Genomic DNA, 24,049 nt, shown 5'->3' on the forward strand with positions numbered 1-24,049 from the left:
TGAAGAGTCTTTAAGTAAATTCATCGAACGTGCGTGCATGACGCGCGGAGTTTGTTTGTATCTCGTCGGCTCCATCGTCCTTGTTTCGCTAGCGGGTTGCGGACGCGGCTTCTTCCAGGCCGAACGTGAACCATGGCGGGCCGAGGCTGAGGCCGCATGCCTGAAATCGGGCGCGGTGAAAGAGGGGCCGGATCTGGTCCGGATTGACCCGATCTCGGGGCCCGGCCAGTGCGGCGCCGAGTTTCCACTCAAGGTCGCCGCCCTCGGCGAAGCCTCAGGCACTTACGGCTTTGCCGACGAGGAACTGCGGCCGCCGGGCAGCATCGGTGGCCAGCCACGTTGGCCGGTGGCGCAGCCGCGCTCGAACTACCCGCAGAGCCAGAATTATCCGGCGTCCTCCACTCCGTCGCGCTCGAACTATCCCGAAAGCGCGGTCCGCCAACCCAGCGGTTATGGCACCTCGACGGGGCCGATGTCGTTGAACGCGCCCGGCGTCGCGCCGGAGGAAGACGAGATCGATCTGCCGCCCGAGGGCACTGATGCCGCGGGAGCCTCGCGCTACATGAATGCGCCGAGCTATCCGGCCCGGCCGGCGAATCCCGCGCCTTATTCGCAGGCGCCCGCACAGCAGGCGCTGCCGCGTCTTGGTCCGGCGCAGGGCAATGGTGTCACAGCCGTCGGTCCTGTCGCGATCAAGCCGACCGCGACGCTGGCCTGTCCGATCGTGTCCGAGCTCGACCGCTGGCTCGCCGATACCGTGCAGCCTTCGTCGATGCGCTGGTTCGGCGTCCGCGTCGCCGAGATCAAGCAGATCTCCGCCTATTCCTGCCGCGGCATGAACGGTAACTCGCGCGCCCATATCTCCGAGCACGCCTTCGGCAATGCGCTCGATATTGCTGCCTTCGTGCTGGCCGACGGACGCCGTGTCACCGTGAAGGACGGCTGGCGCGGCATGCCGGAGGAGCAGGGATTCTTGCGCGACGTGCAGGCGGGCGCCTGCGCGCATTTCACCACGGTGCTGGCGCCGGGCTCCAACGTCTATCACTATGATCACATCCACGTGGACCTGATGCGCCGCGCCAGCCGCCGCCTGATCTGCCAGCCCGCCGCGGTCTCCGGCGAGGAAGTTGCCTCGCGTGCGCAGTCGCGCAGTCCCTATGCCAATGCGCGCGAGCCCTCCGTCACCGGTTCGCTCGGCGCGCGCAAGAGCATGGCGCGCAAGCGCGAGGAAGACGACTACGCCGACGATTAGACGTCCGCCGGAGCTGAAGCGGCCGTCAACGCGCTGCGGCTGGTCTGTTCAGCCGGCCCCGTGTCTTCAGCAAAGCGCTGCTGACGCGCAAAAATTTGCGCGGCCTCGATTCTAGACCAAATCATTGAATTGCAATCGCTATTCGTGTCCGAGCGGGCGTGGCCGGCAATTGGCACAGTCGGTGCAGTGAAGAGCCTGCAACGAAGCAGCGCAGCCGGCGCTGTGAGCCAGCGGACCCGTCATGCAGATGCCTGTCGCCCCATCTTACTCCGATCTCGAGCGGCGCGTGCTGTCGCGCATCACGGAGCAACGCTGGCTTGACCTTGCATCCGAACTGATCGGCACCGGTCAGCCGCGCTCCGGCAATCCGCTCGATCCCGACCTGCCGCCCGCCGAGGAGGAGGCGATCTCCATGCTGGTCGCCGGCAAGCTCGAAGCTCTCGGCATGGAGGTGACCAAGCACAGCGCGCAGCCGCACCGGCCCAATGTGCTCGGTGTGCTCAAAGGGCGTGAGGGCGCGCCGTCGTTGATCCTCAACGATCATCTCGACACCTATCCGGCGGTTGAGCCCGAGAAATGGCATATGACGGATTACGATCCGTTCAAGGCGACGCGCCATGGCGATCTGCTCTACGCGCGCGGGACGTCCGATACGCGCGGCAATCTCGCCGCTTCGCTGCTCGCGGTTCAGGCCCTGATCGAGGAGGGCGTGAAATTCGATGGCACGTTGATGTGCTGCTACACCGTCGACGAAGAGCGCAACGGCACTGAGGGCTCGATCTACATGCTCGACAAAGTCGGCCTCACTGCCGATTACGAGATCACGGCCGAGCCGACGGCCTGGGGCGATGTCAGCAAAGACTGGGGCATGAACCTCTCGGTGGCCAATTCGGGCCATTGCCTGATCGAGGTCACGGTCGAGGGCATCAAGTCGCACATCTGGCGGCCCGACATCAGCGTCAACGCCATCATGGAAGCGGCAAAATTGCTGCCGAAGCTGAAGGAGATGGCGTTCACGCATGTTCCGAGCACGTTCATGGGACACACGCCGCCCTGCTGCTCGGTGGTGCGCATCCGCGGCGGCCTGCCCGGCGAGATGCAGTTCTCGCCAGATGCCTGCACCATCACGCTCGCTGTGGTGGGCATCGTGCCGGGCATGACGCTCGCCAGCGTGATCTCCGACATCGAGGGGCTCAGCCAGCAGACATTTGCCGGGGTGAACGACGTCAAGGTTGCCGTCCGCCAGGTGCCCGGCTCGCTGTTCGTCAATGCGACCGAGCCGGTGCCGGTCGAGGAAGAACCGTGCCGCTCCCTGCGTGCGGTCTATCGCCGGCTGATGGGCCGCGAGCCCGGCGTCAATCGCAAGAACGCATTCAACGATACCATCCGTTTCCGTGAGGCCGGCATCAACGCGGTGACGTTCGGTCCGGGCGAGGATGGCTGGGCCGTCGACAACGAGAACATCTCGATCACCAAGTCGGTGATGGCGACGCGGATCTACGCGCTGACCATCATGCAGATCCTGGGAGTGCGTACATGAGCGTCGAGGCAAGCCCCATGGCGATTCCGATCTCGGCCGATCGTACGCGACGGGGCAATTTGCGGCTGCCGACAGTCTCCCGGTCGGTGTTGCTCTCGACGCTCACCGTCGCCGTGTTGCTGGCCGCATGGGTCGTCGTCACGGAGATGGGCTGGGCCAACGAGCTGTTCCTGCCGAAGCCGCAGGCGGTATGGGCCGCGTTCGTCAAGACCATGACGAAGGGCTATCAGGGCGCCACGCTGCTTCAGCATCTCGGCGCCAGCCTGTACCGCATCCTCACGGCTTTCGCGTTGGCGTGCCTCGTCGGCATTCCACTCGGCGTTCTCATGGGCGTCTCGCGCAATGCACGCGCGCTGCTCAATCCGCTGATTGAATTCTACCGGCCGCTGCCGCCGCTCGGGCTCTATACGCTGCTGGTGATGTGGCTCGGCATCGGCGAGAGCTCCAAACTGTCCTTGCTGTTCCTGGCGGGCCTGCCGGGCATCGTCATTTCGACGATCCAGGCCGTCACCAGCGTCGATCCGGTCTATGTGCGCGCCGCGCAATCCCTCGGTGCGACCCGCCGACACCTGCTCTTTCACGTCTATCTGCCAGCTGCGGGACCACTGATCCTCGCAGGCATGCGCATCTCGCTCGGCTTCACCTACACCGTCCTCGTCGCCGCCGAGATCGTTGCGGCCTCGGCCGGCATCGGCTGGATGATCTGGGATGCCGCGAAATTCCTGCTGTCCGACGTCGTGATCATGGGCCTGATCGTGCTTGGCCTGACCGGCGTCGTGCTCGACCTGATGATGCGCGGCATCGCCAAATTGTTGATGCCTTGGGCCCGAACCTGATCTGATCGAGGAGAGATCGACATGATGAAGAGACTTGTTGCAACACTCGCACTTGCTACGCTGTCGCTCACGGTCGCCGCTCGCGCCGAGGAAAAGCCGGCCAAGGTAACCGTCGGTTATCTGAATCTGGTGAACGCGCAGCTCGTCACCAAGCATCTCGGCCTGCTCGCCAAGGAAATGCCGGGCGTCGACATCAAATACGTCAAGGTCGGCGGCGGCGGCGACATGCTGCGTGCGATCGCCGGCAACGACGTCGATTTCGGCGGCCTCGGCAATCCGCCGACGGCAATCGGTGCGACCCGGGCGCTGCCGATCAAGGGCATCCTGGTGATCAACATGCTCGACTATGTCGAGGCGATGGTGGTGCGCTCCGACAAGAACATCACGTCGCTCAAGGACCTCAAGGGCAAGACGGTCGCCGCGCCGTTCGGATCCACCACGCATTACCTGCTGCTGCAGGCATTGAAGGACGATGGCGTCGATCCCGCCTCGATGAAGATCATCGATCTCGCGCCCTCGGACATCGCGGCAGCCTGGCTGCGCGGCGATATCGATGCCGCCTGGTTCTGGGAGCCGAACCTCGACAAGGCCGTCAAGAACGGCGGCAAGATCCTCGTCACCTCGGGCGAGATGGCCAAGCGCGGCTATCCGACCTGGGACATCGGCGTCGTCATGAACGCGTTCGCGGAAAAATATCCGTCCTATGTCGAGAAGTTCATCAAGGCCGAATGCGAGGGGATCGATTTCTGGCTGAAGAATCCGGAGAAGACGGCGCAGATCATCGCGGACGAGTTGTCTCTGCCGCTCGAGGATGCGACGCGCATGATGAAGGGCACGGGAATGGTCCCCTGCAACAAGCAGCTCACGGAGGAGTATCTCGGCACGTCCGCGAAGAAGGGCAAGTTCGTCGACACGCTGGTCTCGACCGCCGACTTCCTGGTGAAGCAGGAGCGTCTGCCGAAGCTGTTGCCGCGTGCCGACTTCGAGGCGTTCATCCAGCCCGCCTACCTGGAGAAGGTGGTTGGCCGCTGAGGCCGGTGCCGACGGGCTGGTCCCGCCGGCATATTCCCGCAGGATTGACATGGATATCTCACCCCGCCGTCTTCGTACCGCCTATCGCAGCGGCGCGCTCAAGCCTTCCGATGTCGTCGCGCACGTGCTGTCGCGTCTGACGGATGCCGACCAGAGTGGCGTCTGGATCTCGACGGCGAATCCCGAAAGCGTGATGGCTGCCGCGCGCGCGGCAGATGCACGCATCGGCGAGATCGACACGCTGCCGCTCTACGGGTTGATCTTTTCGGTCAAGGACTGCATCGACGTCGCGGGCGAGCAGACCACTTCGGCTTGCCCCGAGTTCTCCCATGTCGCGACGGATACGAGCCCGGTGGTGGCAGATGCCATCGCCGCGGGCGCGATCTATGTCGGCAAGACCAACATGGACCAGTTCGCGACCGGCCTGGTCGGCGTGCGCTCGCCCTATGGCGTCGCGCGCAACCCGCACAATCCGGATTACATACCCGGTGGCTCCAGCTCGGGCGCGGCGGTGTCGGTGGCGACCGGTACGTCGTCCTTTGCGTTCGGCACCGATACCGGCGGATCGGGCAGGGTGCCGGCGTCCTATTGCGGCGTCACCGGCTTCAAGCCGGCGCCTGGCGCCTTCAGCCAGCGCGGCATGGTCTATGCGTGCCGGAGTTTCGATACGATCTCGCTCTACACCCGCGAGCCGCGGGACGGATACGACATCTACCGCGCGCTGGCGCGGCGCGATGCCCACGACAGCTTCTCGCCGGTCGAGTTTGCCGGCTGGGCCGAGCAGGCGCCGCCAGCGCGGCCGCTTCGCCTCGCCACGCCGCGTATCGATCAACTCAGATTCTTCGGCAATGCCGAGACGGAGGAGTTGTTCGGCGGTGCGCTTCGCAAGCTGCGGCGGCTCGACATGTCAGTCTCGTCGGCTGATTTCTCTCCGTTCACCTCGATCAACGATCTGATGTTCTTCGGGCCGTTTCTCGCCGAGCGCGATGTCTCCGTCGGCGCGTTCCTCGACGCCAATCCGGATGCGGGCGTGAAGATCGTCCGCGATCTCGTCATCGGCAGTCGCAAGTTTTCCGCGGCCGATGCCTATCGCGCGCTCTACGCGGTCAAGGAGGCGCAGTGCTCGCTGCGCGACTTCTGGGAGGCCCATGACGCGTTGGTGGTACCGACGGTCGGAACCGTGCTCAGCATCGACGACGTCGCGCGCAATCCTTTGGCTGCCAATTTCGACAACGGCTATTACACCAATTTCGCGAACCCGCTCGGGCTTGCCGCAATCGCGGTCCCGAATGCGGTGACCGGGGCGGGCGTGCCCTATGGCATCACCTTTCTGGCGCCGGCCGGCCGGGAGCGCCTGCTCACTGACCTCGCCTGTGCATTCACGGGGGAGGCAGCGCAGCCTTGAGCATTTGCGCCGCGTTGCAATCCGAGCGGAGACCTCCTAGCCTTCGAGCCGTCACTCGGAGGGAGATCGTTGGTGGAGCCCAATCATGCGCATGAGGTGGCTGATGCGGGTGAGCCGCGCACCGAACAGCGAAGGGCCGGAGCCGGGCGTTACGTGTTGAAGGCGCTGGACAAGGCCGATCTCGACCTGGTGATGCGAACCGGCAGGCTCGCCGCCTACCAGAACCGCGACTATCTGCTGAGGGAGAACGAGCCCGCCAACGGCATTCACGTCATCCTGAGCGGCATCGTCGAAAGCACCCATGCCGGCACGCAGGGGCGCGAGCTGATGCTGGCGACCTGGGAGGCCGGCGACTTCGTCGGTGCGCCCTACATTCTCGGCGATCACCGCCATAGCTGGTCTGCTCGCGCGCTGGGCCGGGTCGAGGCACTGCATCTCGACCAGGACGCGATCCGCAGGCTGATCGCGCAGTCGCCGTCGTTCGCGGTCGCGCTGATCGAATGTCTCGGCTTCAAGGGCGAGACCTATTCGATGCTGGCGCAGACGCTGGCCGGGCAGAAAGCGGCGGAACGGCTGGTGCTGCTGCTGGTCAAGCTATGCGAGAACGCGGCGCAGGACGAGAATAGCCCGATATCGCTCGGCCGCATCACACAGGCCAATCTCGCGCGCATGATCGGCGCGACGCGGCAATCGATCAGCCTGATCCTGAGTCGTCTCCAGGATGACGGTATCATCTCGACCGGCCCGACCAAGTTGGTCGTCAACGATCTCGCCGCGTTGAGGAAGCAGATCACGGACTAGCCAGCTCTATTTCGCTGAAGGCTTCAGCGGCGCCGGCGCCAGCCCCATGCACAATTGCACTTCGCTTGGAACATTGTAGGTGCGCATGATGTGACGGCTGTCGCGCAAGCCGGATGCCTCACGCTGCACCACGAACATCCACAGTGCCTGGCCGGCTTCCAGCACCAGCTTTCGCCGGGCCTGCCGCACCGAGGCTGCAATTTCCGTGGTGCCGTGCGCGGCGTCGAACTCGCGCAAACGCGCCAGTGCCTGTTCGAGCGTACGGCCCATCCGTCCGAGCGCCGAGGCCTGTTCCTGGACGATCTCGTAATGGAGGATATCGACGGGCGGGCGAAGATCACGGGACATGATCGCAATATAATTCGGCCGGACCGGCCCGCGCAACGCGCGGCTACGTCGCCCGGTACGCCGCCAGGAACATCCGTGTCGCGCTGTCGACCACTTCGGTCATGCGCTGTTCCGACGGGGCGGGCGCGGCCTGGAAAACGAAGGGCAGGAAGAGCGAGGCCTTGCACAGTTCCATGAACTGCGAGGCCGCAAGATCGCAATCGTCGATCTTGAGATCGCCCGAGGCGACGTGGGTCTTGAGATAGTCGGAGAGGCGATTGATGGTCTTGTCCAGCACCCGCGCATAATAGCGGCGGCCGACATCGGGCATGCGCTCGGCGATCGCCATCACGGTGCGGATCGCCGATCCGCCGCCGGGACGGCAGAGCAGGTGGATGTAGGCCTGGCCGAATTCCTTCAGCGTGGTCTCGGCATCGCGCGCGGGATCGAAGTTGAACACGACCTGGCCGTGCTGGAGCGCCTCCTGCTCGAGGATGGCTTCGAACAGCGCACATTTGTCGGCGAAGTAGACGTAGAGCGTGCCCTTGGAGACCTGCGCCGCACGCGCGATCTCGCCCATGCTGGCGCCGTCGAAGCCGAGATCCATGAACACCTTGCGGGCACCGTCCAGGATCTGGCGACGTTTGGAGCCGTCCTCCTCTTGGATGACGTGCAGACGGTCGCTGGCAGCTACAACCATTGGTTCAGGGTCTCGGAAGGTTTTTGAGTCGGGTCTGCGGCCATGAAACCCGAATAAAGGATTCTCGTCAGTAGGGTCCGGCCGGGATTATTATGTATATTGACCGAACCGTTCGGTCAATGGTATTTGGATCAGCGAGGGGGACCAGGCCGCTTGCCGGCCGTCGCCTCGATCGCGCTTTTTTGGGGAGGCCTTGATGGCCGTATCGAGAGACCAGGCTGCGCGCGTCCTACGCCAGGAAGCGGTGGAGGAGCACGCGGGCGGTGACGCTGCGGCCGAGAACTCGGCTCCCCTTGCCGGGCAGCTGCGCGCGCATGTAGCCGAGGAAGCCAAGCGCCGCACCGCTGAGGCGCCGGAGAAGCCTGTGATCGACAAGCCGGCCGCGCCTGCGCCTGACGCATCCGCCGCCGGCGCTGCCAAATCCGGCAAGCGCAAGTTCGTCCTGATGGGCGTCGGCCTCGTGCTGGCGCTCGCCGCCGCGAGCTATGCCGGCTATTACACGCTGGTCGGCCGCTTCTACATCTCCACCGATGACGCCTATGTCCGCGCCAACAACACCATGCTGGGCGCGCGCGTTTCCGGTCATATCGCCGCGATCCTCGCCGGCGACAACATGCCGGTGAAAGCGGGCGACGTCGTCCTCCGTATCGACGAAGGCGATTACAAGATCGCGGTCGACGCCGCCGCGACCAGGATCGCGACCCAGCAGGCCACCATCGATCGCATCGGCCGCCAGGTCGCGGCACTCGACAGCCAGGTCGCGCAGGCCAGGGCACAGCTCGTCTCGGCCGAAGCGGGCCTCAAGCGCGCCGATCTCGATTATGAGCGCCAGCAGGCCCTGAGCAACAAGGGCTTTGCCTCGCGCGCCACCTTCGAGAGCTCGGAAGCCGGACGCGACCAGGGCGCCGCCGCGGTCAAGGCCGCGCAGGCCGCCTACGATGTCGCCGTCAGCAATGTCGATGTCGCCAAGGCGCAGCAGGCCGAAGCGCAGGCCCAGCTCGCCGAGCTCAAGACCACGCTCGCCAAGGCCGAGCGCGATCTCAGCTTCACCGCGGTGCGCGCGCCGGTTGGCGGCACGTTCTCCAATCGCCTGGTCAACGCCGGCGACTTCGTCGCGGTCGGCCAGCGCCTCGGCAACGTCGTGCCGCTGGACGACGTCTATATCGACGCCAATTTCAAGGAAACGCAGCTCAAGCGCATCCGTCCCGGCCAGCCCGTGACGATCAAGGTCGACGCCTACGGCATGCGCAAATTCTCCGGCGTGGTCGACAGCATCGCGGCGGGTGCGGGCTCGGTGTTCACGCTGCTGCCGCCCGACAACGCCACCGGCAACTTCACCAAGATCGTGCAGCGCGTGCCGGTGCGCATCCGCGTGCCGAAGTCGGTGGCAAAGCAGAACCTGCTCCGTGCCGGCATGTCGGTCTATGCGACCGTCGACACCAACAAGGGCGCGGCCGACGCCGACAGCGAGGTCGATCTCGACGATCCCACGGCGATCCACCCGCAGTAAATCGCGATCCCAGCGCTGCGAGGTCGGACGACCATGGCCAACGCCACCACTGCTTCACCTGCCATGATGGCGGATCCTGCTTCGGAGCGCATCGCGCCGAAGCGGCTGTTCGCCTTCATCATCATGGTGTTCGGGATGTTCATGTCGATCCTGGACATCCAGATCGTCTCGGCGTCCCTCAGCGAGATCCAGGCCGGACTGTCGGCGAGCTCCAGCGAAGTCTCCTGGGTGCAGACCGCCTATCTGATCGCCGAGGTCATCGCCATTCCGTTGTCGGGATTCCTGTCGCGAGCCTTCGGCACGCGGCTGCTGTTCGCGATCTCGGCGGCCGGCTTCACCGCCTCGAGCCTGCTCTGCGGCTTTGCGACCACCATCGAGGAAATGATCCTCTGGCGCGCGCTGCAGGGATTTCTGGGCGCCGGCATGATCCCGACGGTGTTCGCCTCGGCCTATACCGTCTTCCCGCGATCGAAATTCCACATCGTCGGCCCCATCATCGGGCTTGTCGCGACCCTCGCTCCCACGATCGGCCCGACGGTCGGCGGCTACATCACCGACCTGATGTCGTGGAACTGGCTGTTCTTCATCAACGTCGTGCCCGGCATCGGCATCACCGTCGGCGTGTTGGCGCTGGTCGATTTCGACGAGCCGCATTTCGAGCTGCTCGACCGCTTCGACTGGTGGGGCCTGTTGTTCATGGCCGGCTTCCTCGGTGCGCTGGAATATGTGCTGGAGGAGGGGCCGCAATATGAATGGATGCAGGACACCTCGGTCGCGATCTGCGCGTGGATCTGCGGCATCTCGGCGATCGCCTTCTTCTGGCGCGTCTTCACGGCGGCCGAGCCGATCGTCAATTTGCGGACCTTCTCCAACCGCAATTTCGCGATCGGCTGCCTCTTGCAATTCTGCATCGGTATCGGCCTCTACGGCCTGACCTACATCTATCCGCGCTATCTCGCCGAAGTGCGCGGCTACAGCGCGCTGATGATCGGCGAGACCATGTTCGTCTCCGGCATCACCATGTTCCTGGTCGCGCCGCTGGTCGGCCGCCTCATGGTGAAGTTCGACATGCGCTACATGATCGCGTTCGGCCTCGTCGTGTTCGCGATCGGCTCCTACCAGATGACCTGGATCACGCGCGACTACGATTTCTACGAGCTGCTGGTGCCGCAGATCCTGCGCGGCATCGGCATGATGTTCGCGATGGTGCCGACCAACAACATCGCGCTCGGCACGCTCGCGCCGGACAAGGTGAAGAACGCCTCGGGCCTGTTCAACCTGATGCGCAACCTCGGTGGCGCGGTCGGCCTCGCCGTCATCAACACCGTGCTCAACGACCGCACCGATCTGCACATCACGCGTTTGCAGGAGCGCGTGACCTGGGGCAACGCGACCGCGACCGAAACCCTGACCATGTTCATGCAGAAGTTCCAGGGGCTCGGCGATTCCACGCTGATGGCGATGAAGCAGCTCTCGCAGCTGGTGCACCGCCAGGCGGTGGTGATGAGCTTCGGCGACGCCTTCTTCATCCTGACGCTGTTCTATCTCGGCCTCAGCCTGCTGGTGACGCTGCTGAACAAGCCGGCCTCGCTGACCGGCGGCGGCGACGCGCACTGATCGCCATATGGTTGGTGAGCCACACATTCGGTGTCACCCGCCAGGGCAATGCGCTCCGCGCCACCTCCGCACCAAAATGCAACACTCATCCGTGATCTCGCGCGAGCCCCGTTGCAAAACGCGCATTGCACATCTATAAAGCGCAACTCATTCAATCGAACCGGGAGGATTTGCATGATTTCGTCGCATTCGCAGATCGTACGCCCGCGCTCGATGATGTCGTCGATGATGTCCTGGCTCGGTATGTGCTCGACCTCCTAGAGGTCCTTTCCGCCAGCTTCGATTGGGTTTTGTGTCCCGATCGCTCCGCTTCCCAAGTCAAAATCAATCTTAGGTGACGCCGCCTCGGCCCTCGCGGCCGGTTTGCGTCCATCGATGGAGCCGGCCTGCCCCAGAGGCGGCTGGATGATGTCATGACCGCTCTGTCCAAGAAACCCGCCGCAATTCGCGTGGTGCTGCCCTTCGTATTTCGGCACTGGCTGAAGCAGCCGGCGCGCACGCTCGTCATCGTCGCCGGTCTGTTGGGTGCGACCGCCGCCGACCTTTTCATGCCGGTGTTCTCCGGACACCTGATCGACGCGCTGACGCGCGGCCCATCCGACCTGGAGGCGCGCCACGCGGCGCTGGTGGCCTTCGGCGCGATCGTGGCGCTGGGCGCGGCCTCGATGGTGCTGCGGCTCATCGGCCTTCAGGCCATCGTACCGTTCACGCTGAAGATCATGTCCGACCTGGCGCAGGATGCTTTCCTGCGCGTGCAGCGCTTCTCGACCGACTGGCACGCCAATTCCTTCGCCGGTTCCACGGTGCGCAAGGTCACCCGCGGCATGTGGGCGGTCGATCTGTTGAACGACACCATCCTGCTGGCCCTGCTGCCCTCGCTGGCGGTGCTGATCGGATCGATGATCCTGCTCGGCGTGCACTGGGCTTCGCTCGGCGCGGTGATCGCGCTCGGCGCGCTTGTCTATGTCACGATGACGGTGCTGTTCTCGACCCGCTACATCGCGCCGGCCGCGCGTGTCTCCAATGCCTGGGACACCAAGGTCGGCGGCACGCTGGCGGATGCGTTGACCTGCAATGCGGTGGTGAAATCCTTCGGCGCCGAGCTGCGCGAAGACGCACGGCTCGCCCGCGTCATCAACCGCTGGCGCGTGCGGGTGCGGCGGACCTGGTATCGCTACAACTACACCGCCATGGCGCAGCTCTCGCTGTTGCTGTGCCTGCGGGGGTCCGTGATCGGCGGTTCGGTGCTGCTGTGGATGTCCGGGCATGCCTCGCCCGGCGACGTCACCTATGTGCTCACCAGCTACTACGTCATCCACGCCTATTTGCGCGACGTCGGCATGCACATCAACAACCTCCAGCGCTCGGTCAACGACATGGAGGAGCTGGTGGCGATCCACGACGAGCCGATCGGAATTGCGGATGCCAGGGACGCGCGGCCGATCGCGATCGAGGGCGGCGAGATCGTGTTCGACGACGTCACGTTCCACTATGGCGGTCATCGCACGCCGCTGTACGACGGGCTCTCGGTGACGATCCGCGCCGGCGAACGCGTGGGCCTCGTCGGACGCTCCGGCTCCGGCAAGACCACCTTCGTCAAGCTGGTGCAGCGGCTCCACGACGTCAGCGGCGGCCGCGTGCTGATCGACGGGCAGGATATCGCGCACGCCACGCAGCAATCGTTGCGCAGCCAGATCGCGATCGTGCAGCAGGACCCGATCCTGTTTCACCGCTCGCTCGCCGAGAACATCGCCTACGGCCGGCCAGGTGCCAGCCTCGAGGCGATCGAGCAGGCGGCGCGGCTGGCGAACGCGCACGACTTCATCCTGCGTCTGCCGAAGGGTTACGGCACGCTGGTCGGCGAGCGCGGCGTGAAACTGTCGGGCGGCGAGCGGCAGCGCGTGGCGCTGGCGCGTGCGTTCCTGGCGGATGCACCGATGCTGATCCTGGACGAGGCGACCTCGAGCCTGGATTCGGAATCGGAGGCGCTGATCCAGCAGGCGATGGAGCGGTTGATGAAGGGCCGCACCTCGATCGTGATTGCGCACCGGCTGTCGACGGTGCGGAGCCTCGATCGAATCCTGGTGTTCGACCGCGGCGAAATCGTCGAGCAGGGCACGCATGCTCTGCTGGCGGGCAAGCCGGGCGGCATCTACCGCGGCCTGTTCGAGCGGCAGGTGGTTGAGCTCGGGCATATCGCGGCAGCGGAATGAGGCGTGCGGCAGCGGGGTGAACGTCCCGCTGCCGCGGCGCCAGCGACTACGTCAAGGACCGAATGACATGAAAGACCTGACGAACGGCTCCATCGTGAGACACATCCTGGTCATGGCGCCGCCGATCATGGTCGGCATGGTCACGATCATGATCTGCCAGCTGGTCGACCTCTACTTCGTGTCGGGCCTGGGTGATGCGGCCGTCGCCGGCGTTGCCGCGGCCGGCAATGCCGGTTTCCTCGTCAACGGGTTGATGCAGGTGCTTGGCGTCGGCGCGGTGGCGCTGATCGCGCATGCCGTGGGACGCAAGGACCGGACGGATGCGAACCTGATCTTCAATCAGGCGATGATGCTGTCGGTGCTGTTCGGACTGTCGACCCTGGTTGCGGGTGCCGCGCTGTCGCGCGCCTATATGCATGCGATTGCCGCGGACCAGGCCACGATCGAGGCGGGGACCACTTACCTGCTGTGGTTCATGCCGGCGCTCGCGCTGCAGTTCGCGACGCAGGTGATGGGATCGGCGTTGCGTGCGACCGGTATCGTTCGTCCCGTCATGCTGGTGCAGACGTTTGCCGTGGCCATCAATATCGTCCTGGCGCCGGTTCTGATCACGGGCTGGGGCACCGGCCATGCGCTCGGGGTGGCCGGTGCGGGTCTGGCGAGCTCGATCGCGGTCGCCATCGGCGCGCTGATGCTGCTGGCCTATTTCCGCAAGGTCGAGCGCTATGTCGCGTTCAACGCAGCGCAGTGGCGTCCGCAGCCGCGCCATCTGAAGCGCATTCTCAATGTCGGCCTGCCCGCCGGCGGCGAGTTCGCGATGATGTTCATCTTCATGGCGGTGGTCTATTACGTGCTGCGCGATTTCGGCGCGGCGGCGCAGGCCGGCTTCGGCATCGGGCAGCGCGTGCTCGGCCTGATCAACATGCCTGCGCTCGCGGTCGGGTTGGCGGCCGGGCCGATCGCCGGCCAGAACGTCGGCGCTGCCAACGCCGCGCGCGTGCGGGAAACCTTTGTCAAGGCGGCCTTGATCGTCACGACCGTGATGGCCGGCTTCATGATCCTTGCCCAGGTGAAGCCGGAGCTGCTGCTCGGCGGATTCTCGAACGACCGCGAGACCATGGAGATCGCCTATCTGTTTCTGCGGATCATCTCGCTCAACATGATCGCGCAGGGGCTGATCTTCACCTGCTCGAGCATGTTCCAGGCCCTCGGCAACACCAAGCCGGTGCTTTTGACCTCGGCGTCGCGCGTGTTCACCTACTCGCTGCCGGCGATCTGGCTCTCGACGCGCCCGGGCTTTCGCATGGAATACGTCTGGTATCTCTCGGTCGCGGCGACGATGTTGCAGGCGGGCTTGAGCCTGTGGCTGCTGCACCGCGAGCTCGCAAAGCGCTTGGCGCCGGCGCCGCATGAGAAGGCTCTAGGGCAGGAGAGCCCCGAAGCCATTGCGCCTCTCGCCCGCGAACCTGCGTAACGCGGCCTGTTCCATCCCGGCTGCTCCGGCTGATTTGCCGGACGGCGGGGATGGCGGGCTGCAGACGGGCCAATGACCGGAGCGACGAACGAGCAGCGGCGGGTGTCATGGCTCGCCGCGATCTGGGCGGCGCGCTACCGCACGCCGGCACGCTTCGTCGCGCTTATCGCGCTGCTGCTGCCGTGGACCACGACCGGGCTGACCTTCGCGCTGATACCCTGGCTGATCGCGTTCGCGTTCCTCGATCTCCGCGCATTTCCGCGTTCGTTGCTTCGCCCGATCTGCCTGCTGCCGATCGCGCTGGTCGCGCTCGCCGCCTTGGGCATGCTCTGGTCGAATGCGCCATGGCCGGAGCGAATCCACGCCCTCGGACCGGCCGCGAAGCTGTTGGTCATCCCGCTTCTGATCTACCAGTTCGAGCGCTGGCCCTATGGCGGCTGGGTGTTTGCCGCGTTCCTGGCGTCCTGCACGGCCTTGATGCTCTATTCATTTGCCGTCGCAATCGACCCCGCGCGCTCCTTGAAGCTCTATCTGTCGCGTGTGCCTTACAAGGTCGAAAGCGGGATCGCGGTGCGCAACTACATCGACCAGAGCCAGGAATTCGCGCTCTGCGCGCTCGCGCTGGTCTATCCGGTCGTGTCGCTGCTGCGACAAGGTCGCTCACGCAGCGCGGCGTTGTTCGCAGGCCTCGCGGCCGGATTCCTCGCCAACATGATCTTCGTGGTGGTCTCGCGCACGGCGCTCGTGACGCTGCCGATTCTGGTTCTGCTCTTCGCGCTGCTGCATCTGCGCCTGCGTACGGCGCTGCTTGCCGCCGGCGCGATGGGACTGCTGGCCGTGCTGCTCTTTGGCGTGTCACCGCATCTGCGCATGACGGTCGCGAAGTTCCAGGCCGACTATGAGATGAGCGTGCAGGACAGTCAGGTCAGCGGCATGGGCTCGCGTCTGGAATATTGGCGGAAGTCCCTTGGCTTCATCGCCGATGCGCCGCTGATCGGCCATGGCACCGGATCGATCCGCGGCCTGTTCGCAAGCGTGGCTGTCGATGCGGAGATGGATCCGCTGCGCGGGGAGATCGTCAGCAATCCGCACAACCAGACCCTCAGTGCGGCCGTGCAATGGGGTGTCGTTGGTGTGCTGATCCTCTACGCACTTTGGTTTGCGCATCTCGCGCTGTTTCGCGGCGAGGGGCTCGCCTCCTGGATCGGCCTGCTGGTCGTGGTGCAGAACATGCTGACCTCGCTGTTCAACACCCATTTGTTCGACTTCACAGCGGGCTGGATCTACGTGCTCGGCGTCGGTGTCGCCGGCGGCATGGCGCTCGCCGCGAAGCGAACGCAGAGCTAAAGCGCGCCGAGACTGTTCCAGACGAGAGTGAGGCCCGACAGGAATAACAGAGCGAGCACGACATCGCCAAAATGCTTGTCGTTGAGGGCGTGATAGACGCGCGCGCCGGCCCAGGCGCCGATCAATGTGCAGGGAAAGGCGACCAGTGCGAGCCAGACCACTTTGAGTTCGACGAGACCCGATGCGGCTTGCAGCACCAGCGCGGTGGCCAGCACCGTGAAATTGAATAGCTGGAAGATGCCGCGGCGCTCGTGCTTGTTCCAACCGCGGATGTTGGCCCACAGGATCGGCAGCGGCCCTGACAAGCCGGCGAGGCCGCCAAGAATGCCGCCGGCAAAGCCGACCGCACCGTCGGCTATGCGGCCGCCGAACGTGACGGCGAGCGTCCTCTTGTTCAGATAGAGCGCCGTCGAGAAGATCAGAATCAGAACGCCGACGCTCAGCTTGAACACTTTGGGATCGGCCGAGGCGATCAGCATGGTCCCCAGCGGCACGCCGATCAGCCCTCCGATCAGGAACGGCCAGACCAGCGAGAGATCGAAGCTCTTCCACATCGAGGGCAAGGTCGAGGTCTGCGCGATCACAGAGCAGATCAGCACCAAGGGCACCGCGAGCGAGGGCGGCAGCACGTAGAGCCAGATGCCGAGCGCCATCAACGCCGTGCCGAACCCTGCCAGCCCCGAAACGAAGCCCCCGGCCAGCGCGCCGAACAGCAGCAGGACATAGGTGAGCGTTTCCAACGGATTGTCCTCTTCGCGGCGGCGATCCCGAACAGTTGATCGCTCCGGCTCGCATAGCACGCTTGCTGCCGTGCAGGTCAATCCATGCTGCACGCAGGCGTGATCTGCGGCGTCGGGCATTCGCGGAAGACGCGCCTACATGACGGTCGTACTTCAATTCGGGCCGCTATCTGGCGTGATCATCGGCTCGGCCCCGAACGCGATGATGGAGAATGACCATGACCCGCACCAAGATTGCCATTGCGGCCGGGCTAGTGTCGGCGACGGCGTTGATGCCGACAATGGCCCAGGCGCAGTTGTCCGAGCCTGCGGCCTATCAGGCCGCGCATCCCGACCGCGACGTGCTGAATGGCGGCCAGCTCACGCCCGCCGCACGTGCGGCTCTTGGCCGGCAGGGAGCGCCCAATGATGCGTACGCGTCGCAGGCCTATCCGTCGCCCGCGGCGCCGGCCGTGCGCTCCGGCCATCGCCGTCATCGTCGATGATCTAAAGCGCGATGAGGATGAATCGTCCTCGCGCTTTAGGTTGTTGTTTGAGCATGTTCTTCTCGGAAAACCGCCGCGCACTTTTCCGGATCATGCTTTAGACGATCTGCCTGATGTCGGCGGGCTTGTGCAGCGCGCCGACCAGAATGCGCAGCGCTTCCGTCAATTCAGATCTGTTCCGGGCCGCCCCGAGCGAGACGCGCGCCGCGTGCGGTGGTGTCCCGTCGACGGTGAAAGCGTCGCCGGCGACCACCGCAAGTCCGTTCCGCAAGAGATGTGCGGCGACGTCGGGCCGGCCCTCGGGCAGTCGCAGCCACAGATGATGCGCGGCGGGCTTGGCCTGGAATTGGAAGCCCTTCAACGTGCGTTGCGCGAGCTGCTGACGGCCGACCGCTTCGCTGCGGATGGCGGTGATGATGCGATCCGCAATGCCGCTCTCGATCCAATGCGTCACCAATGCGACCATCAGCGGCGCCGGCATCTGCACGGTCGCCTGCAAGGACGTCCGCATCTGCCGCTGCGTGTCGCCGTCCGGCGTCACCAGATAGGCAACGCGCAGCGCCGGCGCGATGCATTTCGACAACGTGGTCGCAAGATACGTCCGCTCCGGAATGAGGTTGGCGATCGGCGAGGCCGAGCGGTCGAGCAGGCCGTAGGCGTCGTCCTCGATCAGGATCGTGTCGGTGTCGCGGATGATCTTTGCGATGGCGCGGCGCCGCTCGGGGGAAAGCGTCGCGGTGGTCGGATTGTGCAGCGTCGGAATGAGATAGACGGCCTTGGGCCGGTGCGCGCGGCAGGCCTTCGCCAGCGCATCTGGCAGGATGCCGCAATCATCCATGGCGACGCCGACGAGCTTGATGCCGAGCTGCACGGCCGCGGCCTTGATGCCGGGAAATGTCAGCGCCTCCGTCAGCACGATGTCGCCCGGCCGCGCAAGATGCGCAAGCAGGTTGAACAGGATCGTCTGCGCGCCGGGAAAGATCACGAGCCTGTCGGCTTGCGCGTGCGGCACCCGTGAACGCATCCAGCGCGCGGCGACCTCGCGCTCATGCGCGCTGCCGCCGGGCGGCTGGTAGTTGAGATAGGCCGTCAGGCCCGATTGCGCGCGGATGAAATCCATCCCGGCGATGATGCGCTCGTCGAGCTGCGCCTCCAGCGGATGCGGCGGCACGTTCATCGACAGATCGATCGCGACGGGATGCGGCAGGTCGACCGAGCGGCGCGCGCTGGTCTCCGACACGAACGAGCCCTGTCCGACCCGCGCCTCCATGATGCCGCGGCGCCGCGCTTCGGTGTAGGCGCGCGTCACCGTGGTGAGGTCGACGCCGAGCGTCTTTGCCAGCGCGCGCTGCGTCGGCAATTGCTGGCCGCGCACCAGCCGGCCGGCGGCGATGTCGGCTTCCATGGCGTCCACGATGCGCTGGTAGCGCGGCCCTGAGAGCTCCGAGATTGTAGGAGTCCAATCCATGCAATTAAGGCCCATATCCTTTGAATGTATGGAGGCAAGATAATATTGTATGGATCGTTGGAAAGGAAGAGGTGTGGTCATGTCTGTCTCTCTGGCGAAGGTCTCTCTGGCAAAGGCGATGTGGCGCGGCTTTCGCGGCAGGTGCCCGAACTGCGGCGAGGGCCATCTGTTCGGCCGCTTCCTGAAGGTCGCCCACCAGTGCGATCATTGCGGAGAGGAGCTGTTCCACCAGCGCGCCGACGACTTCCCGGCCTATCTCGTGATGGTCGTGGTCGGCCATCTCGTGGTGCCGGCGATCCTCGCGGTCGAGACCGCCTATGCGCCGCCGGAGTGGCTGCAGCTCGCGGTGTGGCTGCCGGTGACGCTGTTCGCCTCGCTCGCATTGCTGCAGCCGACCAAGGGCGCCATCGTCGCTCTGCAATGGCAGCTCGGCATGCACGGATTCGAGGCGAGCCAGCTACGGCGCGAAGCCGACGAGCTTGCGCCGGTGCTGGTGAAGGCGGACGCGCGCGCGGCGTAGTTATCGCTGTCATTCCGGGGCTCGCGAAGCGAGAGCCTGGAATCCATTCCTCGACCAACATTGCCGCCCGATGGATTCCGGGCTCGTGCTGCGCACGCCCCGGAATGACAGCGGTCGAATGGCTGCGCGTCAGCCCAAATGGTGAGGGGCCCGGCGCAGTCACGCCGAACCCCTCGTTGCAAGTATCAGCCGGCCTGTAAGCCGGGTTCTGTAAGGCACCGCCCGCTTGCGCGAACGATACGTGACGGCCATTCCTCTGGGACCATGTTTGCACATGGCCTCGAGCAACCTACCCGGACGGCGGGCCTGACATCGCCCCGCGGCGTTATCGCTTACGCGAACAGCCCGCTACGCCGTCCCTATTCGGTTTTGCTCCCGGTGGGGTTTGCCATGCCGGCTCCGTTGCCGCAGCCGCGGTGCGCTCTTACCGCACCTTTTCACCCTTACCCCGCGAAGCCAAAGGCGAAGCGGGGCGGTTCGTTCTCTGTGGCACTTTCCCTGGGGTCGCCCCCGCCGGACGTTATCCGGCACCGCATGTCAAGGGAGCCCGGACTTTCCTCCCCGGCGGCCTTTCGACCCTTGCCGGAGCGGCCGTCCGGCCGACTGACCGGTAACGCATGGGGCATTTGCGACGGTTCCGTCAAGCCGGTATCGCCGCGCACGCGGCCTGCAAATGATTTATCCTGAAGATGTCGTTTGGAGTGGGCCCCGTTCGACTGGATGTCGGCGATCCAGCCGTGCAACAGGAGTTAGAGATGCAGTATTTGCTGATGATCTACCAGAACGAAGCCGAGTACGCGAACATGCGTCCGGCGGCCGGCCAGCAGATGACGGCGGAATATCAGACCTTCACCCAGTCCATCATTCAGAGCGGCAATTTCAAGGCCGGCGACCGGCTCCAGCCGACCACGACCGCAACCACTGTGCGCGTGCGCGACGGCAAGGTGCTGACGACCGACGGTCCGTTCGCGGAAACGCGCGAGCAGCTCGGTGGCTACTATCTGATCGAGGCCAGGGATCTCGACGCTGCGATCGAGATCGCGGCGCGCATTCCGAGCGCGCGCATCGGCTCGATCGAGGTGCGGCCGATCTGGGTCTACGACAAGTGACGACTAGCCTGCGCGTCGGCGCATGACACCGTCCGAGATCGACAAAGTATTTCGCGACGAGGCGGGGCGGGCGCTGGCCACGCTGATCCGTCTCGTCGGCGATTTCGATCTCGCCGAGGATGCGCTCCAGGATGCCTTTGCCGTGGCGCTGGAGCGCTGGCCGGCCTGCGAGATCCCGGACAATCCGCGCGCCTGGCTGGTCAACGTCGCCAGGCACAAGGCGATCGACCGGGTCCGCCGCCAGATTGCCTTCCGCGGCAAGCAGCAGGCGATCGTGCACGAGCTCGAGCTGAATGCGCAGGCGCCCGAGGAACTGCCGGCAATGCTCGACGACGACATGCTGCGGCTGATCTTCACGTGTTGCCATCCGGCGTTCGCGGCCGAAGTCCAGGTCGCGCTGACGCTGCGCACCGTCTGCGGGCTCTCGACCGCGCAGGTCGCGCGCGCCTTCCTTGTCGGCGAGGAGGCGATGGCGCAGCGGCTGGTCCGCGCCAAGCAGAAGATCAGGCTCGCCGGCATCCCCTATGAGGTGCCCGAGCGCGACGCGCTGGCGCCGCGGCTCGATGGCGTGCTCGCCGTGATCTATCTGGTTTTCACTGAGGGTTATGTCGCGACCGAGGGCGCGGATCTGATGCGACCCGATCTTGCGGCCGAGGCGATCCGGCTCGGCCGCCTGCTCGACCGGCTGATGCCGGATCGCGCCGGCATCAAGGGCCTGCTCGCCCTGATGCTGCTGCACGATGCGCGCCGCGCCGGGCGCGCGACGACGGCCGGCGATATTGTGCTGCTGGAAGAGCAGGACCGCATGTTGTGGGACCGCGCGCAGATCGAGGAGGGCCTGCGCCTGGTCGACGACGCGCTGCGTATCCCCGGCCGGCCGCAAGCCTATGCCGTGCAGGCCGCGATCGCCGCGCTGCATGCGCGAGCGCCCAGCTTCGGGCAGACCGACTGGCCGCAGATCGCCGGGCTTTATGAGGTGTTGCTGCGCATCGGTCCGTCTCCCGTGATCGAGCTCAACCACGCTGCCGCCGTGTCGATGGTCGATGGGCCGGCCCGCGCGCTCGATCTCGTCGAGGCGCTCAGTGCGCGCGGCGACCTGCGCGGCTATGAGCTGCTACCTGCAGTGCGCGCGGATCTGTTGCGAAGGTTGGGTCGCAAGGACGAAGCGCGCGAGGCGTATCGTGCGGCGACGGAGGAAACGCAGCTGGAGCCGCTGCGGCGGCTATATGCGCGACGGGTGAGGGAGATGGGGTAGGGCTCTCGTGCCCCGGACGCAGCGCAGCGTCACTTCGACGATGCGCTGCAGAGCCGGGACACGAGAGTGAACTATGTGGCCGTCGCCGTCATTTCGACGCGACCGGCGTCCCCTCTGCCGGCAGGCTCGCCAGCAGCGCTTGCAAGGTCGACAGCGTCGAATGGTCCGCGACACCGTCGAGCCGCGCCGGGCGGAAATGGCGCTGGAAGGCCGTGACGACCTCCATGGTCGCGGCGTCGTATTTGCCTGATAGCGGCACGCCGTAGCCGTATCTGGCGAGCGCCTGCTGCAGGCTCAGCACCTCGTCGCTGATGGTGCCGAGCATCAGGGTCTCGCCGCGCACGACAGGAGTAGGCGTGACCCAATGGCCGACGCCGGAATTGGCCAGCGAGTGCCACGGAAACTTCTCGCCGGGGTCCTTCTTGCGCGCGGGCGCGACGTCGGAATGGCCGAGCACCCGGTGGGCCGGCACCTTGCGGCGAAGCATGATGCCGCGGCACAGCGCGATCACGGCGGCGATCTGGCGCAGCGGATACTCCGGATAGCCCCAGTCATGGCCGCGATTGATGATCTCGATGCCGATCGAGCAGGAATTGATGTCGTCTTCGCCGGCCCACGAGGAAACGCCGGCGTGCCAGGCGCGCTTGGTTTCGGACACGCATTGCACGATGCGGCCGTCCTCCAGCACGACGTAATGCGCCGACACTTCCGTTCCGGCCGTGCACAGCCGCGCCAGCGCGCCCTCGACGTCGGGCATGCCGGTGTAGTGCAGCACGATCATGTCGGGCTGCCGGCCCTTGTTGCGCTCGCCGAAGTTCGGCGAGGGGATGATGTCGGAGACGATCGAGGAGTCCGGCTCGAACGTCCGCATGTTCGCCGCGGCCTTGGGAACCGGGAGAACGCGTTGACGCTTCGAATCAGATCCAGACGGCGTGGACGAACCGGACGGCGGCATAGACAACTCAGGTCGGACGAGAATGGGCAAGCCCTTCTCTTTACTATTCCTTTACCCTCCACCGCACGCAATCGCGCGGCGCGGTTAACGGGTGCATTTTGGCGCATGTGTGTGGATGAAGCATCACCACGCCATCAGCTTTTCGACTTGTAGGCAGCCGAGCAACGCTTTCTTAACGCTAAGGGCCGTTACTGAGGGATGAAGAGCCGACCCGCGTCCGGAGGCGGCCAAAGCGTATTTTGGCTCGAAATCCCATGGCTGCCCGACAAATTCCACTGGCAACACTGGGTTTGCCGCCCGGGACGACCGGGCTCGGTAACCATGCCGGACGGGAGCTTTGTCGTGGAACCGCCGCGACGCGGAATGATTCGAGGCGTTATGGGCTTGTCCGTCCCCGATCTCGCTTGGACGTCAGGCAAGGCCTTCGGCGGGCTTTGGGTCACAAGGCTTTGGATCACCAGGCTTGGCGCATGAGCTCCGCTCCCCACATTCCCGTGCTCGGCCGCGAGGCCATCGATCATCTCGCGCCGCGGGCGGGCGGGATCTATGTCGATGCCACCTTCGGCGCGGGCGGCTATAGCCGCGCCATCCTCGACGTGCCTGGAACCCGCCTGATCGCGATCGACCGCGATCGAACTGCCATTGCCGGCGGCGCTGAACTGGTCGAACGTTCCGACGGCCGGCTGACGCTGGTCGAGGACCGCTTCTCCAATCTCGCCGATGTCTGCGCGGCCCAGGGCATCGACGCCGTGGATGGCGTCGTGATGGATGTCGGGGTGTCCTCGATGCAGCTCGACCAGGCCGGTCGCGGCTTCTCGTTCCGCCTCGACGGTCCGCTCGACATGCGGATGGGACAGGTTGGGCCGACCGCGGCCGACGTGGTCGCGCATGCCTCCGAAGGCGATCTTGCCGACATCATCTATCTGTTCGGCGAGGAGCGGCAGTCGCGCCGCATCGCCCGCGCCATCGTCGCCGACCGGCAGGAGACGCCGTTCACGACCACGCGCGCGCTCGCCGATCTCATCGGCAGGATCGTGCGCTCCAAGCCCGGCGACATCCATCCGGCGACGCGGACGTTTCAGGCCTTGCGCATCTTCGTTAACGAGGAGCTCGAGGAGCTGCAGACCGCGCTCGCCGCCGCCGAGCGCGTGCTCAAGCCCGGTGGCCGCCTCGTCGTGGTCTCGTTCCATTCGCTGGAAGACCGCATCGTCAAGAATTTCTTCGCCGCGCGTTCGAAGACCGGCGGCGGCTCGCGGCATCTGCCGGAAGTCGCGCAGGTTCCGCCGAGCTTCCAGTTGTTGACGCGGCGGCCTGTGGTCGCCGGGGACGACGAAGTCGCGCATAATCCGCGGGCGCGTTCCGCAAAACTGCGCGCAGCCGAGCGCACCTCCGCGCCGGCGCATCATGATGACGAGCCATCGTCCTGGCCGAAACTCTCCGACGTGATGAGGGGCGGCTAGCGC

21 protein-coding genes and 1 other RNA gene are annotated in these 24,049 nt (G+C 65.4%); 16 read left to right on the top strand and 6 right to left on the bottom strand.

Features of this window, described 5'->3' with window-relative positions; genetic code table 11:
- Nucleotides 1-37 precede the first annotated feature (37 nt).
- The 6 genes from RPS27_RS20365 (at nucleotide 38) to RPS27_RS20390 (ending at nucleotide 6,866) form a co-directional block, all read left to right on the top strand.
- Nucleotides 38-1,252: an extensin family protein gene (locus RPS27_RS20365; RefSeq protein WP_212067701.1), complete on the top strand. Its 1,215-nt coding sequence runs from the start codon at nucleotides 38-40 to the stop codon at nucleotides 1,250-1,252.
- 241 nt (nucleotides 1,253-1,493) lie between these two features.
- On the top strand, nucleotides 1,494-2,792 hold the full coding sequence (locus tag RPS27_RS20370; RefSeq protein ID WP_313754218.1) for a M20 family metallopeptidase: 1,299 nt from the start codon (nucleotides 1,494-1,496) through the stop codon (nucleotides 2,790-2,792).
- A complete protein-coding gene (locus tag RPS27_RS20375) occupies nucleotides 2,789-3,628 on the top strand; it encodes an ABC transporter permease (protein WP_194403955.1) in 840 nt (279 codons plus the stop codon). Before RPS27_RS20370 ends, RPS27_RS20375 begins: the two co-directional genes overlap by 4 nt.
- Before the next feature lie 21 nt (nucleotides 3,629-3,649).
- Nucleotides 3,650-4,660, top strand: coding sequence for an ABC transporter substrate-binding protein (locus RPS27_RS20380; RefSeq protein ID WP_212067699.1), 1,011 nt, complete (start codon nucleotides 3,650-3,652; stop codon nucleotides 4,658-4,660).
- Nucleotides 4,661-4,709: 49 nt separating this feature from the next.
- The gene (locus tag RPS27_RS20385) at nucleotides 4,710-6,065 is read left to right on the top strand and encodes an amidase family protein (protein ID WP_212067698.1); all 1,356 of its coding nucleotides are present in this window, start codon (nucleotides 4,710-4,712) and stop codon (nucleotides 6,063-6,065) included.
- 72 nt (nucleotides 6,066-6,137) lie between these two features.
- Nucleotides 6,138-6,866 carry a Crp/Fnr family transcriptional regulator gene (locus RPS27_RS20390; RefSeq protein ID WP_212067697.1) on the top strand — a complete coding sequence of 243 codons (729 nt, stop codon included), beginning with the start codon at nucleotides 6,138-6,140 and terminating at the stop codon, nucleotides 6,864-6,866.
- A gap of 6 nt (nucleotides 6,867-6,872) precedes the next feature.
- On the opposite strand, the gene RPS27_RS20395 is transcribed toward RPS27_RS20390, so the two are convergent.
- Both RPS27_RS20395 and RPS27_RS20400 read right to left on the bottom strand, forming a co-directional pair.
- Entirely contained in the window at nucleotides 6,873-7,214 is a 342-nt protein-coding gene (locus RPS27_RS20395) for a DUF6665 family protein (protein WP_211416281.1), read from the bottom strand.
- A 43-nt stretch (nucleotides 7,215-7,257) separates the two neighbouring features.
- The gene (locus tag RPS27_RS20400; RefSeq protein WP_194403950.1) at nucleotides 7,258-7,893 is read right to left on the bottom strand and encodes a TetR/AcrR family transcriptional regulator; all 636 of its coding nucleotides are present in this window, start codon (nucleotides 7,891-7,893) and stop codon (nucleotides 7,258-7,260) included.
- A 196-nt stretch (nucleotides 7,894-8,089) separates the two neighbouring features.
- On the opposite strand from RPS27_RS20400, the gene RPS27_RS20405 reads away from it, so the two are divergent.
- The 5 genes from RPS27_RS20405 to RPS27_RS20425 all read left to right on the top strand — a co-directional run bounded on the left by RPS27_RS20405 (nucleotide 8,090) and on the right by RPS27_RS20425 (nucleotide 16,054).
- Entirely contained in the window at nucleotides 8,090-9,403 is a 1,314-nt protein-coding gene (locus RPS27_RS20405) for an HlyD family secretion protein (protein ID WP_212067695.1), read from the top strand.
- 33 nt (nucleotides 9,404-9,436) lie between these two features.
- Nucleotides 9,437-11,020 (top strand): DHA2 family efflux MFS transporter permease subunit, encoded by a 1,584-nt coding sequence (locus RPS27_RS20410; RefSeq protein WP_212067694.1) that lies wholly within the window; start codon nucleotides 9,437-9,439, stop codon nucleotides 11,018-11,020.
- Nucleotides 11,021-11,433: 413 nt separating this feature from the next.
- Nucleotides 11,434-13,233 carry an ABC transporter ATP-binding protein gene (locus tag RPS27_RS20415; protein ID WP_212067693.1) on the top strand — a complete coding sequence of 600 codons (1,800 nt, stop codon included), beginning with the start codon at nucleotides 11,434-11,436 and terminating at the stop codon, nucleotides 13,231-13,233.
- Between the two features lie 67 nt (nucleotides 13,234-13,300).
- A complete protein-coding gene (locus RPS27_RS20420) occupies nucleotides 13,301-14,707 on the top strand; it encodes an MATE family efflux transporter (protein ID WP_212067692.1) in 1,407 nt (468 codons plus the stop codon).
- Nucleotides 14,708-14,779: 72 nt separating this feature from the next.
- Nucleotides 14,780-16,054, top strand: coding sequence for an O-antigen ligase (locus tag RPS27_RS20425; protein ID WP_212067691.1), 1,275 nt, complete (start codon nucleotides 14,780-14,782; stop codon nucleotides 16,052-16,054).
- Here the strand turns inward: RPS27_RS20425 and RPS27_RS20430 are convergent.
- Complete coding sequence (locus RPS27_RS20430) at nucleotides 16,051-16,794, bottom strand: sulfite exporter TauE/SafE family protein (RefSeq protein ID WP_211416288.1); 744 nt, start codon at nucleotides 16,792-16,794, stop codon at nucleotides 16,051-16,053. The two genes, RPS27_RS20425 and RPS27_RS20430, sit on opposite strands and share 4 nt — an antisense overlap.
- 218 nt (nucleotides 16,795-17,012) lie before the next feature.
- Here RPS27_RS20430 and RPS27_RS20435 point away from each other — a divergent pair, with 218 nt between their 5' ends.
- The gene (locus tag RPS27_RS20435; RefSeq protein WP_211416289.1) at nucleotides 17,013-17,279 is read left to right on the top strand and encodes a hypothetical protein; all 267 of its coding nucleotides are present in this window, start codon (nucleotides 17,013-17,015) and stop codon (nucleotides 17,277-17,279) included.
- Nucleotides 17,280-17,376: 97 nt separating this feature from the next.
- On the opposite strand, the gene RPS27_RS20440 is transcribed toward RPS27_RS20435, so the two are convergent.
- On the bottom strand, nucleotides 17,377-18,747 hold the full coding sequence (locus RPS27_RS20440; RefSeq protein ID WP_313754219.1) for a PLP-dependent aminotransferase family protein: 1,371 nt from the start codon (nucleotides 18,745-18,747) through the stop codon (nucleotides 17,377-17,379).
- 79 nt (nucleotides 18,748-18,826) lie between these two features.
- On the opposite strand from RPS27_RS20440, the gene RPS27_RS20445 reads away from it, so the two are divergent.
- Nucleotides 18,827-19,267 (top strand): DUF983 domain-containing protein, encoded by a 441-nt coding sequence (locus RPS27_RS20445; RefSeq protein WP_249131943.1) that lies wholly within the window; start codon nucleotides 18,827-18,829, stop codon nucleotides 19,265-19,267.
- A 181-nt stretch (nucleotides 19,268-19,448) separates the two neighbouring features.
- Here RPS27_RS20445 and rnpB read toward each other — a convergent pair.
- Nucleotides 19,449-19,874, bottom strand: an RNA gene (gene rnpB / locus RPS27_RS20450) — RNase P RNA component class A.
- Nucleotides 19,875-20,022: 148 nt separating this feature from the next.
- On the opposite strand from rnpB, the gene RPS27_RS20455 reads away from it, so the two are divergent.
- On the top strand, nucleotides 20,023-20,376 hold the full coding sequence (locus RPS27_RS20455) for a YciI family protein (RefSeq protein ID WP_194403940.1): 354 nt from the start codon (nucleotides 20,023-20,025) through the stop codon (nucleotides 20,374-20,376).
- 22 nt (nucleotides 20,377-20,398) lie between these two features.
- Entirely contained in the window at nucleotides 20,399-21,631 is a 1,233-nt protein-coding gene (locus RPS27_RS20460; protein WP_212067688.1) for an RNA polymerase sigma factor, read from the top strand.
- Nucleotides 21,632-21,719: 88 nt separating this feature from the next.
- Here RPS27_RS20460 and RPS27_RS20465 read toward each other — a convergent pair whose 3' ends face one another.
- On the bottom strand, nucleotides 21,720-22,502 hold the full coding sequence (locus RPS27_RS20465) for an N-acetylmuramoyl-L-alanine amidase (RefSeq protein ID WP_212067687.1): 783 nt from the start codon (nucleotides 22,500-22,502) through the stop codon (nucleotides 21,720-21,722).
- Between the two features lie 554 nt (nucleotides 22,503-23,056).
- Between RPS27_RS20465 and rsmH the strand changes: the two genes are divergently transcribed.
- Nucleotides 23,057-24,046: a 16S rRNA (cytosine(1402)-N(4))-methyltransferase RsmH gene (gene rsmH, locus RPS27_RS20470; RefSeq protein ID WP_212067686.1), complete on the top strand. Its 990-nt coding sequence runs from the start codon at nucleotides 23,057-23,059 to the stop codon at nucleotides 24,044-24,046.
- Nucleotides 24,047-24,049: the final 3 nt, after the last annotated feature.

The sequence above is a fragment of the Bradyrhizobium sp. WYCCWR 12699 genome (genome assembly GCF_032144035.1).
Classification (GTDB): domain Bacteria; phylum Pseudomonadota; class Alphaproteobacteria; order Rhizobiales; family Xanthobacteraceae; genus Bradyrhizobium.